The following is a 12346-nucleotide window of genomic DNA, read 5'->3' as shown; positions in this document are numbered from 1 at the left end:
AGCATTCGACGCTTGGCTATCGTTCACCCTGCCAGTATTTAGATGACTGGCTCACTGAGCAACATCAGGAAAAACAGGCGGCATAAAAGCCACCTGTTGGAAGACGAAAAATCGAGGGAAGCTCAAAGTCCTCATTCGGCAATCGACAATGGGTAATCAGGTAATCCGTCAATGCGGCGATCTGAAGGCAGTTGCGATGGCAGTTGCTTATTGCAGTCGCTTATTGCAGTCGCTTATTGCAGTCGCTTATTGCAGTCGCTTATTGCAGTCGCTTATTGCAGTCGCTTATTGCAGTTGCTTATTGCAGTCGCCAAACTTCATGACACAACAATTATTTTAAAGATTGGATCCATCATGCAAACTTCGCCAAACCTCTATCGCATCGGCCGCATCTTGCTGGCTTCGCTGTTCGTCATTTCCGGGGTCCTGAAAATCACCGCCTTCTCCGGCGTAGTCGCTTACATGACCAGCCTCGGCGTGCCGTTTGCGATTTTCGCCGTGCTTGCCACAATCGTCGTAGAACTCGGCGGCGGACTGGCGCTGATGGCCGGCTGGAAAGTGCGTCCGATCGCCATCATCGTGGCGCTGTTCACGGTAGCGGCAACCCTGACCGCGCACCGTTTCTGGCAAGCTGACCCGGCCAACGCGCAGAACCAATTGAATCATTTCCTGAAAAATATCTCGATCATCGGGGGTTTGCTGATGCTGGCTGCCAGCAGTACCGATTCGAAAAAGTAAACGCACATCATTTTCCCGGTTATCAGGGAACGGAGAATTTTTATGAATAACCCAACCTTCAACCGCCAGCTCGAACGTCTGGTCACCGGCGTTGCCACCAAGGACGGCGCAGGTGTCAGCCTGGTGCGGGTACTGACGCACGATCTGCAACGCCGTCTCGATCCGTTCCTGATGCTCGACAACTTCCACTCGGACCAGCCGGAGGATTATCTGGCCGGCTTTCCAGACCACCCACACCGCGGCTTCGAAACCGTCACCTACATGCTGGCCGGACGCATGCGCCATCGCGACAATGCCGGCAACGAGGGCTTGCTGCAACCCGGCGGCGTACAGTGGATGACCGCCGGCAGCGGCCTGATTCATTCGGAATTGCCGGAACAGGAAGACGGCCTGATGAGCGGCTTCCAGCTGTGGCTGAACCTGGCTTCGGACGACAAGATGGTCACGCCCAGCTACCGCGACCTGCAAGCCGACGAGATCCCGCAAGTATCGCCACAGCCCGGCGTCAAGGTGAAGGTCATCGCCGGCAACGCCTTCGGCAGCGCCGGCGCGATGCAACGGCCGACCACCGAACCGCTGTACCTGGATGTGCAGCTGGACGCCGGCCAGCAGCTCGACCTGCCGATCCCGGCAACCCACAATGCGTTACTGTACGTGTTTGAAGGCGCACTGCAGATCGGTGAAGATGCCCGCAGCGCGCCGGCAGGCCGCATGGCGATCCTGAGCAATAGCGCCGATGCCGCCGGCGTCAGCGTGACAGCCCAGGGCAACATCCGCTTCCTGCTGATCGCCGGACGGCCGCTGAATGAGCCGATTGCCCAGTGGGGGCCGTTCGTGATGAACACCCGCGAACAAGTCGAGCAAGCGATCCAGGATTTCCGAGATGGCAAGTTCTGAGCATCGCGACAAGGAAGTAAAAAGGCGAGCGGCGAGCTCGCCTTTTTTATGCCGGCGCGCAAATTCAACAAGATTATTCGAGCCTGAATCGCCAAAGCGATTTATCCTTGAAGAATCTTCGATAATCCAAACCAGCCATGACCAGCAAACTATTCTGGCAAGACCCTTACCACAGCACGCTCGCAACCCGGGTGACGGCACCGGAATAGAACGCATAGGCGCCCATATCTCGGCCGACAAGGCACGCGTGGATTTTTCCCATGAAAGCAGCATCGCCGCGCTGTTCCCGCAAATCGAACAGGAAGCAGCGGCGCTGTCGCAGGCAGACCTGCCGATCGTCACCGCCTTGACCGATGAAGCCGCGCAGCGACGCTACAGGAAAGTCGCCGGCTTAGCCCGCATGGCATGCGGCGGCACCCACCCACGCTCGACCGCAGAAATCGGCTTGCTCAAATTGAAGCGAAAAACACTGGCAAGGGCAAGGAGCGCATTGAAATCAGCCTGGCTGAATAAGGCCAGGCGAATGCAAAGGCATGTGCTCCGTGGCCCGTTAAATGGGGTCAGAGTAATTTTCGCAAAGAACCGCGAAAAAAAAACTCCGACCCCATTTAACTAGGCTAGGTTAGTTTTAAATACGCTGGGTTGGTGTTGATGTCGCCGTTGTTTTTGACTGTTCGCATGCCGACCTTCCCGCTAGTCGTCAAGCGCAGCTACTTACCCTCCATGGACAGCGCCAGCGTCTCCTTGATCTCCTCCATCACCACATAGCTCTTGGATTGCGCAGCGCCTGGCAGTTGCAGCAGCATGTCGCCCAAGAGCTTGCGGTACTCCGCCATCTCGCGGATGCGGGCCTTGATCAGATAATCGAAATCGCCGGATACCAGATGGCACTCCAATACCTCTGGAATGCGCAGCACTTCACGGCGGAATTGCTCGAAGGCGCTGGCCGATTTCTGGTTCAGCGTAATTTCGACGAACACCAGCAGCTTAGCACCTACCGCAGCCGGGTTGATGCGCGCGTAATAACCGTCGATGACGCCATCACGCTCCATCCGTTTGACGCGCTCGATGCAGGGCGTAATCGACAGGCCGACCTGTTCGCCCAGCTCTTTCATCGACATGCGGCCGTCCTGTTGTAGCAAACGCAGGATGTGGCGGTCTAGTTTGTCTAGCGCGCGGCTTGATTCCTTATAGATTCTCATGATCGCTTGAGGGCAGGTTTTTGATCAAATTTTCAGGCACATTTTCAGGACTTATCCCCGAATTAGTGAATTTATACAGTAACAAATACTAGTAAATAGCTAATACGATAGCGCTTATTGCTGCAAACCAAAAGCAATTCATTTGTTCGCGCCGTGGCGCCCGCAACCAGCGAATCTTGAGCTTGCAGTAACGTATCAACCGAGCAGCTATGACGGAGATTACAGATGCGAGTCCTTATCCTTGGCAGTGGCGTAGTTGGCGTCACCAGCGCCTATTATCTGGCGCGCGCCGGCCATGAAGTGAGCGTCATCGACCGCCTGCCGGGGCCCGCGCAGGAAACCAGTTTCGCCAATGCCGGTCAGATCTCGCCCGGTTATGCCTCGCCCTGGGCCGCCCCGGGGATTCCGTTGAAAGCGATGAAATGGATGTTGCAGGAGCATGCGCCGCTGTCGATCACGCCTGACGGAACGCTGTTCCAGCTGCGCTGGATGTGGCAAATGCTGCGCAATTGCAGTTCGGCCCGCTACGCGGTCAACAAGGAGCGCATGGTGCGTCTGGCCGAATACAGCCGCGACTGCTTCAAGGTCTTGCGCGCCGATACCGGCATCACCTACGAAGGCCGTGAGCTCGGCACGATGCAGGTATTCCGCAGCCAACAGCAACTCGACGATGCGGCCAAGGATATCGACGTCTTGAAAGAAACCGGCGTACCGTTTGAACTGCTGACGCCAGATCAGCTGGCGCAGGCCGAACCGGCGCTGCAAGCGGTCCGGCACAAACTCAGCGGCGCGTTGCGCCTGCCGAACGATGAAACCGGCGATTGCCAGATGTTCACCACCAAACTGGCAAAAATGGCCGAAGATCTGGGCGTACGTTTCCGCTATAACGTGCAGATCGATGCGCTGACCTTATCCAACGGCGCAATCGCCGGGGTTCAATGCGGTTCCGAGCACCTGCAGGCCGACAACTATGTGGTGGCGCTGGGCGCCTATTCCACCGGCTTCCTCGGCGCGCTGCTGGAGATCCCGGTGTACCCGCTGAAAGGCTATTCGATCACGGTGCCGATTGTCGATGCCGAGGCGGCGCCGGTGTCGACCATCCTCGACGAAACCTACAAGATCGCCATCACCCGTTTCGACGAGCGTATCCGTGTCGGCGGCATGGCTGAGATCGTCGGTTTCAATAAGACGCTCAAGCCGCAACGCAGCGCCACGCTGGAGATGGTGGTCAATGACCTGTTCCCGGGCGCCGGCAATACGGCCGCCGCCAGTTTCTGGGCCGGCTTGCGGCCGATGACGCCTGACGGCACACCGATCGTCGGCGCCACTCATATCCGCAACCTGTTTCTCAACACCGGCCACGGCACACTCGGCTGGACCATGTCTTGCGGTTCGGCGCAATTGTTGTCAGACCTGATTTCCGGCAGGCGTCCGGCAATCGCATCGGACGACCTGTCTGTCAGCCGCTACAGCAAAAATTTCGTACAAACGGCGCATCCGGCCTATGCCTGAGCGACTTCAGGCCGGCGTGCGGCAACACCACAACGTTTTTGAGCAATATTTTTGAGCAACCCACGATGACTCCACAAGCAGCACATGCCGGCGCGATCCTCACGGTCGACCTGGCAGCAGTTCGCAGCAACTATCGCCTGCTACGGCAGCAGGCTGGCAAAGCCACCGTCGGCGCCGCCGTCAAAGCCAATGCCTATGGCCTGGGTGCCGACAAGGTCGGGCCGACACTGGCGGCAGAAGGTTGTCGCCACTTCTTCGTTGCGCATCTGGATGAAGGCATCGCGCTGCGGCCGCAGCTGCCGGCCACTGCCGAAATTTTCGTGCTGCACGGCGCACCGCCCGCTACCGAACGCGAACTCATCGCCCACGGTCTGACCCCGGTGCTCAACAGCTTGCAGCAAATTGAAGCGTGGCATGCGCTGGCGCACAGCCTTGAACGCCCGTTGCCGGCGATTTTCCAGGTCGATACCGGCATGTCGCGCATGGGCTTGCCGGCAACCGAAGCGGAGGCCTGGCTGGCCAATCCGGCGTTCATGAAAAGCATCCCGCCGCGTTTCCTGATGAGCCATCTGGCCTGCGCCGAGCATCAAAGCCATCCGATGAACGCCAGCCAACTGGCGCGCTTCCAAAGCTGGCGCCAGCGCTTGCCGCATATCCCTGCGAGTCTGGCTAATTCCTCCGGTATCTTTCTCGGCGCCGATTTCCAGTTCGATCTGGTGCGTCCCGGCGCGGCGCTGTACGGCATCGCACCAGTGGCAGGTGTCGCCAACCCCTTACAGCCGGTGGTGGCGCTGCACGGCCGCATCATCCAGTGCCGCACCATTCAGCGTGGCGAGCATGTCGGCTACGGCATCAGCTATAGCGCCACCGAAGAACGGCGTATCGCCACCATCGGCGTCGGTTATGCCGATGGCTGGCTGCGCAGCATGAGCAACCGCGGCATCGCCTTCATCGACGGCCAGCCGACACCGATGGTCGGCACGGTGTCGATGGATTCGATCACGCTTGATGTCAGCGGCATCGCCAGCGAGCGCTTGCAGGCCGGCGCGAGCGTGGAGCTGATCGGCCCGCATCGCCCGCTAGACGACGTGGCGCGACTGGCAGGCAGCATCGGCTATGAAATCCTGACCGATCTCGGACGGCGCTATCACCGCGAATATATCGGCGGCTAACCTCGCCTGAATTTGTAGGGCCGGCAGATTTGCTGCCGCGCGGGATGCCCGCCGATGATTTTCTGCAGGGGCGTTGGCGCAGCGGCGCCAACGCCCGCCCGACGTCCCCCCCCCGCATGGCCGCAACGTCGTAGAATCAAGCCCTGATGCCACTCTTTCCTTTTTTTCCTTTTCCGCCATGACCAACGCCGCGTTATCCGCCCAGCTCGCCAACTGGATCGACAGCCACTTTGACGAAGAAGTCGCGTTCCTGCAAAAGATCGTCCGCATTCCTACTGACACCCCGCCCGGCAATAACGCGCCGCACGCCGATGCAGTTGCCGAACTGATGCGCGCCTGGGGCTGGCAAGCCGAGAAGCACCCGGTGCCAGCGGCCACAGTCAGGGATTACGGCATGGAGAGCATCACCAACCTGATCGTGCGTCGCCAATATGCAGACGGCGGCCCGACGCTGGCATTGAACGCGCATGGCGACGTGGTACCGCCGGGCGAAGGCTGGAGCAAGCAACCGTACGGCGGTGAGATCGACAACGGCCGTATCTACGGCCGCGCAACAGCGGTATCGAAAGGCGATTTCGCCACCTATATTTTTGCAGTACGGGCACTGGAGGCGCTGGGCGTGCCGCTCACAGGCGCGCTCGAACTGCACTTCACCTACGATGAAGAATTCGGTGGTCTGCTGGGGCCGGCCTGGCTGCTGGAAAACGGCCTGACCAAGCCGGATCTGGTGATCGGCCCCGGCTTCAGCTATAACGTCGTCACCGCGCATAACGCCTGCCTGCAGTTTGAAATCACGTTACATGGCAAGGCCACCCACGGCTCGATGCCGGAAACCGGCCATGACGCGTTGCAGGCAGCCACCAAAGTGCTGCAAGCGATCTACGCCAGACTGCCGGAGCTGAAAGAAATCAGTTCGGCGATTCCCGGCATTACCCATCCGACCATGATCGTCGGCCGCATCGACGGCGGCACCAACACTAATTTGGCGCCAGGCAAGGTAGTGCTGAAAATGGATCGCCGCATGATTCCGGAAGAAGATCCGGCTGCGGTGGAAGCGGAAGTGCGCGCCATGATCGACGCTGCGGTCACTGGCTTGGCGGGGATCCGCGTGGAAATCAAACGCCTGTTGCTGGCGCGCGCTGCGTCCGTTGGCGGGCCATGAAAAGCTGTTGTGCAGCGTGCAGGCGAATGCGCTGGCGGTGCTGGGAGAAGCGATTCCGGCCAACGGTTCAGCGCTCTATACCGATGCCCGGCTATACGGCGAGCACGGTATTCCGGTAGTGCTGTACGGCGCCGGTCCGCGCACGCTGATGGAGTCCAACGCCAAGCAAGCCGATGAAAATCTGGCGCTGGAGGATCTGCGCAAGGCCACCAAAGTGATTGCGATGACCTTGCTGGATTTGCTGGCAGAGTAGCGCATCTTCCCGGGCGGCGCGGCAACGGGGCAACGTGGCCGCGCCATGACGATCGGGCTGCACGGTACTGCGGCAGCTTGCTACCGTGCGCTCACGGCAAACAACCTGAAGTTCCTGTAACATGAGCCTGGATGTTGTGCAGCCTTCCTGCAGTTACCGTCAGCGCATTGCACCTGCTTCACATCGTTAAACCGGCGCCGGCAATTGGCGCAATCTAAGCACTCCATGAAAAACACACCTGCAACCTTAGCGCCGGAAAAACTGCTCCCGGGCTGGCTCCTATTGCTAGCGGCACTGACGGCCATCGGCTCGCTGTCAATCGACATGTATCTGCCGAGCTTTCCCACCATCGCTCAACAGTTAGGCGTCGGCAGCAATCTGGTGCAACTGACGCTAGCCAGTTTTCTGGTCGGTCTGGCGGTGGGCCAGATGTTCTACGGCCCGCTGAGCGGCCGCTTCGGCCGCAAGCCGCCGTTGTATGTCGGCATGACGCTGTATGTACTCGGCTCGCTGGCCTGCATGTTGGCGCAAGACGTAACGGCGCTGATCGTATTTCGCTTTCTGCAAGGATTGGGCGGCTGCGCCGGGATGGTGATCGGACGCGCTGTGATCCGCGACCGGCTCGGCACCACCGGTGCTGCCAGAGCGTTTTCATTGATGATGCTGGTAATGGGGCTGGCGCCGCTGATCGGCGGCGCAGTGCTCAAGCTGTGGGGCTGGCGGGTGATTTTTGGCGGCCTGACCGGCTTTGGTCTGTTCTGCCTGATCGCGATCCATTACGCGATGCAGGAAACACTTGATCGCCACCAGGCCGAACCGCTACACCTGGGCCGCACCATCAAACAATATGGCCGGCTGCTGCTAGACCGCCAGTTCGTCGCCTACGGTCTGGTCGGCGGATTGATTCAGGGCGGCGTGTTCGCCTACATTACCGGTTCTTCATTCGTGCTGATCGAACTACATGGCATCAAACCCGAAAATTTCGGCTTCGTGTTCGGCACCAATGCATTCGGCCTGATCGCCGCCTCGCAGGTCAATGCGCGCCTGGTCGGTAAATATACGCTGGACACGATTCTCGGCCGCGCGCTGTGGATGCCGGCCGTGCTCAGCGTGTTGGTAGCGTTGCTGGTGGCATGCGGCGTCAACAGCTTGCCGGTGCTGCTGACCGGCTTCTTCGGCTACCTTGCCAGCTACGGCTTCATCAGCCCTAACGCTTCGGCGATTGCGTTGTCGCAGCAAGGCAAACAGGCTGGCACGGCATCGGCCTTGATGGGCACCTTGCAATTTGCGATCGGCATCACTTCCGGCGTTGCCATGAGCCTGTGGCATGACGGCACGGCGCTGCCGCTGATGGTGGTCATGGCGGCCTGCGGCATGGGCGGATTGCTATTGCACCGCTGCATCGCGCGGCCGGAACATCAGCGCCTGTTGCAAGTGGCGGCACCGGCTTGAACGCGGTCTTCGCACCGGCGGTGTCGCTCTGTCCCGATGGCATAAGCCGTTATCAAGCGCCGCCTGAACCGGGTTCGATAGTCTTTTATTTCCAGCAGCTGCTGGCGTCCTCATGACAGCCATTTATTGCGTAGAATGCCCATTGCCGTCTATTATTTTTTCTTCGGCTTGTTTTCCGTCGCAATTTAACCGTTTTCTCCAGTCAGTTAAGGACAGCGTAATGCGCCACGCTACAGTGGCCCCTAAACTCTGTCCCGCAAATTAAAAACCTATGCGAGCAGGAATGCTCTACGCCATCGCCTCCTACGTCCTGTGGGGCTTGTTCCCGATTTACTTTAAGGCACTTGAGGCTGAAGTGCCGCCGGTCGATATCGTTGCGCATCGGGTTATCTGGTCTTTTCTGTTCCTGCTGATCGTGCTGACGGTGCGCAAGCAATGGGCCTGGGTCGTACCGATGCTGCGCCAGCCGCGCGTGATCGGCGGTTTCATAGCCAGCGCGCTGCTACTGACTGCCAACTGGACGACTTATATCTGGGCAGTCAACAATAATCACATCCTCGAGGCTAGCCTGGGCTACTTCATCAACCCGATGGTCAGCGTCGCGCTCGGCCTGATGTTCCTGCACGAAAGGCCGCGGCCGTTGCAATGGCTTGTCATTACCATCGCCTTCTGCGCCGTGCTGTGGCTGACCTGGCAAGCAGGCCATCCGCCCTGGATCGCGCTGACGCTGGCTGTCACCTTCGGCGGCTACGGCTTGCTGCGCAAGACCGCCAGCCTCGGCGCATTGCCTGGCCTGGCGCTGGAAACCGCACTGGTGCTGCCGCTGGCGCTAGCCTTCCTGGCGTACACCTCGCAGCAGGACCACAACACCTTCAGCAGCGCCTCAACCGCCACCAAGTGGCTGTTGGTTGCGGCCGGGCCGATCACTTCGATCCCGTTGCTGATGTTCGCCGCCGGTGCGCGCCGCATTCCGCTTTCGCTGGTCGGCGTGCTGCAATACATCACGCCATCGCTACAATTGCTGTTCGGCGTCTGGCTCTACGGCGAACAACTGGACGGCAACCGCCTCAACGGTTTTATCCTCATCTGGTGCGCTTTGGCGCTGTATTCGGCCGAAGGACTGTGGCGAACGTTTAAAATACGCCCAGGCGCGTCGGCATGAGATGCCGGCATTAACTATTCGTCAACCTGGCGTGCATCAGTTATTCTTGGCTGCTATGGGTTATTAATGGCATTAGTGGCATTAGTGGCATTAGTGGCATTAGTGGCCCGCTTTATTCACCGCATTATTTTTTATAATCACTGCTCCTCATGGCTCAATACGTCTACACAATGAACAAGGTCAGCAAAATCGTGCCGACCAAACGTCAGATCCTGAAAGATATTTCGCTGTCGTTCTTCCCCGGTGCCAAGATTGGCGTGCTGGGCCTGAATGGTTCCGGCAAATCGACCTTGCTGAAAATCATGGCAGGCATCGATAAGGATATTCAGGGTGAAGCCGTGCCCATGCCAGGCCTGAATATCGGTTACCTGCCGCAGGAGCCGCAGCTTGATCCGGAACAGACTGTGCGCCAGGCCGTCGAAGGTGGACTGGGCGAAGCGTTTGAAGCGCAAGCCAAGCTCGATGCGGTGTACGCTGCGTATGCTGAAGAAGGCGCCGATTTCGACGCGCTGGCGGCTGAACAGGCCCGTCTGGAAGACATCCTGGCCACTGCCGGCGACGGCAATCTGGACCTGCAACTGGAAATGGCCGCCGATGCCCTGCGTCTGCCGCCGTGGGACGCCAAGATCGGCGTGCTCTCCGGTGGCGAAAAACGCCGTGTGGCGTTGTGCCGCCTGCTGCTGTCGAAACCAGACATGCTGCTGCTGGACGAACCGACCAACCATCTGGACGCCGAATCGGTCGACTGGCTGGAACAATTCCTGCAACGTTTCCCGGGCACCGTGGTCGGCATCACCCATGATCGCTACTTCCTCGACAACGCTGCCGAGTGGATTCTGGAACTGGACCGCGGCCACGGCATCCCATGGAAAGGCAACTATAGCTCGTGGCTGGAGCAAAAGGGTAATCGCCTGAAGCAGGAAGAAGCCAGCGAATCGTCGCGTCAGAAAACCATCGCCAAAGAGCTGGAATGGGTAAGACAGAATCCGAAGGGCCGGCAGGCCAAGAGTAAGGCCCGTCTGGCGCGCTTCAATGAATTGAGCGAGCACGAATACCAGAAGCGCAACGAAACCCAGGAAATCTTCATTCCAGTGGCTGAGCGCCTGGGTAATGAAGTGATCGAATTCAAGAACGTCTCGAAGTCATTCGGCGACCGTATGCTGATCGATAACCTTAGCTTCCGTATCCCGGCCGGTGCTATCGTCGGCATCATCGGCCCTAACGGCGCCGGTAAATCGACACTGTTCAAGATGATCACCGGCAAGGAACAGCCAGACAGCGGTGAAGTGGTGATCGGCAGCACCGCAAGGGTATCGATTGTCGATCAGTCGCGCGACTCGCTAGCGGACCAGAAGACGGTGTTCGAAGACGTCTCCGGTGGTGCCGATATCCTCACAGTCGGCCGCTTTGAAATGCCATCGCGTGCCTATCTGGGTCGTTTCAACTTCAAGGGCGGCGACCAGCAAAAGATCGTCGGCAACCTGTCCGGCGGTGAACGCGGGCGCTTGCATCTGGCCAAAACGCTACTGCAAGGCGGTAACGTGCTGCTGCTGGATGAACCGTCCAACGACCTCGACGTCGAAACCCTGCGGGCGTTGGAAGACGCGTTGCTGGAGTTCGCCGGCAGCGTGATGGTGATCAGCCATGATCGCTGGTTCCTGGACCGCATCGCGACCCATATCCTGGCTTTCGAAGGCGAATCGCAAGTGTCGTTCTTTGACGGCAACTATCAGGAATACGAAGCCGACAAGCGCAAGCGCCTGGGTGAAGAAGGCGCCAAGCCTAAGCGTATCCGCTACAAGCCTGTCACACGCTGATCGCCACAAGCTGCTAAAGACACGCTGACAGAGACAGGCGCGTCACGCAAAAAGGGGAAGCACACTACGATGTGCTTCCCCTTTTTTATGCACCCCTTCTTTGTGCCTGGCGCAATGCCGGCACTCAGCCAGACACGCCGTTCATATTGACATACCCATTGATATCAATAGGCATAGAACATACGCTGGATTTCCTTGGTGTTATTGGTCTTGGTCAAGGCCAACATCAGCAGAATACGGGCTTTTTGCGGGTTCAGCGTATCGGACACCACGAAGTCGAGTTCATCGTCGTTGGCTTCGCCGTTACGGGCCACGATACCTTGACCGACGCGGCTGGCGCGGACAATGATGACGCCCTTCTGGCGCGCCTCATGTTGGCGTAGCCGTAAATGATGTCGACTTGCGGCAGTACGTCGAGCTTGCTGATGTCGAACTCGGTATCGGTTGTGTTCTTACGGGTCGATTGACGGTAAAAATAAGCCTTGTTGCCTTGAATGTAGCCGAGCAGGCCCAGTTCAGGCGACTTGAAGGTATCGGTGGCCGAGGTGTTGGTCTTGGTGACGTCACGCGCCGCATTGATCTGATCGTTGAGCGACACCAGCACGCCCTTGCCGATCGCATCCTTGCTACCGGCCAATAGGACTGCGTTGTACAGGTTGATCGGGCTGTCGGCAGAAATCGCCGTTGAAGGACGCATCGCGCCGACGATCACGACCGGCTTACGGCTCTTGACGGTGAGATCGAGGAAGTAAGCGGTTTCTTCGATGGTATCAGTACCGTGGGTGATGACGATGCCGTCGACATCGGGTTGTGCCAGCAGCGTGTTGACGCGCTTTGCCAGTTTCAGCCAGTGCTCATTGGTCATGCTTTCGCTGGCCTTTTGAGGGTGTAATTAGTTTTGTGTAAACGGTCATTTGGCAGCACACTGCCACCATAGAGGAAAAAATGACCTACGTAAAACGCACCAAACGGGCCAAGC

General features: G+C 58.7%; 9 protein-coding genes and 2 pseudogenes. 9 read left to right on the top strand and 2 right to left on the bottom strand.

Going from position 1 to position 12346, the window contains the following annotated elements; translation table 11 throughout:
* Positions 1 to 354 precede the first annotated feature (354 nt).
* The 3 genes from ACIQ0R_RS06625 to ACIQ0R_RS06615 are packed head-to-tail and all read left to right on the top strand — an operon-like array spanning position 355 to position 2251.
* Positions 355 to 738: a DoxX family protein gene (locus ACIQ0R_RS06625; RefSeq protein WP_395825248.1), complete on the top strand. Its 384-nt coding sequence runs from the start codon at positions 355 to 357 to the stop codon at positions 736 to 738.
* A gap of 42 nt (positions 739 to 780) precedes the next feature.
* On the top strand, positions 781 to 1635 hold the full coding sequence (locus tag ACIQ0R_RS06620; protein ID WP_395825245.1) for a pirin family protein: 855 nt from the start codon (positions 781 to 783) through the stop codon (positions 1633 to 1635).
* Positions 1622 to 2251 (top strand): hypothetical protein, encoded by a 630-nt coding sequence (locus ACIQ0R_RS06615; protein ID WP_395825242.1) that lies wholly within the window; start codon positions 1622 to 1624, stop codon positions 2249 to 2251. Before ACIQ0R_RS06620 ends, ACIQ0R_RS06615 begins: the two co-directional genes overlap by 14 nt.
* Positions 2252 to 2345: 94 nt before the next feature.
* On the opposite strand, the gene ACIQ0R_RS06610 is transcribed toward ACIQ0R_RS06615, so the two are convergent.
* Positions 2346 to 2837, bottom strand: coding sequence for an Lrp/AsnC ligand binding domain-containing protein (locus ACIQ0R_RS06610; protein ID WP_395825238.1), 492 nt, complete (start codon positions 2835 to 2837; stop codon positions 2346 to 2348).
* Between the two features lie 225 nt (positions 2838 to 3062).
* Here ACIQ0R_RS06610 and ACIQ0R_RS06605 point away from each other — a divergent pair, with 225 nt between their 5' ends.
* From ACIQ0R_RS06605 to ettA, 6 genes and pseudogenes are all read left to right on the top strand, one after another.
* Positions 3063 to 4349, top strand: coding sequence for a D-amino acid dehydrogenase (locus ACIQ0R_RS06605; protein WP_395825235.1), 1287 nt, complete (start codon positions 3063 to 3065; stop codon positions 4347 to 4349).
* A 65-nt stretch (positions 4350 to 4414) separates the two neighbouring features.
* Positions 4415 to 5521 (top strand): alanine racemase, encoded by a 1107-nt coding sequence (gene alr / locus ACIQ0R_RS06600; protein ID WP_395825232.1) that lies wholly within the window; start codon positions 4415 to 4417, stop codon positions 5519 to 5521.
* Between the two features lie 178 nt (positions 5522 to 5699).
* Positions 5700 to 6936, top strand: a pseudogene (locus tag ACIQ0R_RS06595) (M20/M25/M40 family metallo-hydrolase).
* Positions 6937 to 7161: 225 nt separating this feature from the next.
* Complete coding sequence (locus ACIQ0R_RS06590) at positions 7162 to 8388, top strand: multidrug effflux MFS transporter (RefSeq protein ID WP_395825229.1); 1227 nt, start codon at positions 7162 to 7164, stop codon at positions 8386 to 8388.
* A gap of 271 nt (positions 8389 to 8659) precedes the next feature.
* Positions 8660 to 9550 (top strand): EamA family transporter RarD, encoded by an 891-nt coding sequence (rarD, locus tag ACIQ0R_RS06585; RefSeq protein WP_395825226.1) that lies wholly within the window; start codon positions 8660 to 8662, stop codon positions 9548 to 9550.
* A 149-nt stretch (positions 9551 to 9699) separates the two neighbouring features.
* The gene (ettA, locus tag ACIQ0R_RS06580; protein ID WP_395825224.1) at positions 9700 to 11367 is read left to right on the top strand and encodes an energy-dependent translational throttle protein EttA; all 1668 of its coding nucleotides are present in this window, start codon (positions 9700 to 9702) and stop codon (positions 11365 to 11367) included.
* Positions 11368 to 11531: 164 nt separating this feature from the next.
* On the opposite strand, the pseudogene ACIQ0R_RS06575 reads toward ettA, so the two are convergent.
* Positions 11532 to 12250 (bottom strand): annotated as a pseudogene (locus ACIQ0R_RS06575) (asparaginase domain-containing protein); the annotation flags it as partial.
* Between the last annotated feature and the right edge of the window lie 96 nt (positions 12251 to 12346).

The sequence above is a fragment of the Collimonas sp. genome, from assembly GCF_044339385.1.
Taxonomy (GTDB): Bacteria; Pseudomonadota; Gammaproteobacteria; order Burkholderiales; family Burkholderiaceae_D; genus Collimonas.
This window is presented reverse-complemented; position numbering and strand designations above follow the sequence as displayed.

What these genes read in the sequence shown, in the direction of transcription:
- alr (WP_395825232.1), top strand. Translation starts at nt 4,415, where the DNA reads ATGACTCCACAAGCAGCACATGCCGGCGCGATCCTCACGGTCGACCTG.
- ACIQ0R_RS06605 (WP_395825235.1), top strand. Translation starts at nt 3,063, where the DNA reads ATGCGAGTCCTTATCCTTGGCAGTGGCGTAGTTGGCGTCACCAGCGCC.
- ACIQ0R_RS06615 (WP_395825242.1), top strand. Translation starts at nt 1,622, where the DNA reads ATGGCAAGTTCTGAGCATCGCGACAAGGAAGTAAAAAGGCGAGCGGCG.
- ACIQ0R_RS06625 (WP_395825248.1), top strand. Translation starts at nt 355, where the DNA reads ATGCAAACTTCGCCAAACCTCTATCGCATCGGCCGCATCTTGCTGGCT.
- ACIQ0R_RS06620 (WP_395825245.1), top strand. Translation starts at nt 781, where the DNA reads ATGAATAACCCAACCTTCAACCGCCAGCTCGAACGTCTGGTCACCGGC.
- ettA (WP_395825224.1), top strand. Translation starts at nt 9,700, where the DNA reads ATGGCTCAATACGTCTACACAATGAACAAGGTCAGCAAAATCGTGCCG.
- rarD (WP_395825226.1), top strand. Translation starts at nt 8,660, where the DNA reads ATGCGAGCAGGAATGCTCTACGCCATCGCCTCCTACGTCCTGTGGGGC.
- ACIQ0R_RS06590 (WP_395825229.1), top strand. Translation starts at nt 7,162, where the DNA reads ATGAAAAACACACCTGCAACCTTAGCGCCGGAAAAACTGCTCCCGGGC.
- ACIQ0R_RS06610 (WP_395825238.1), bottom strand. Translation starts at nt 2,837, where the DNA reads ATGAGAATCTATAAGGAATCAAGCCGCGCGCTAGACAAACTAGACCGC.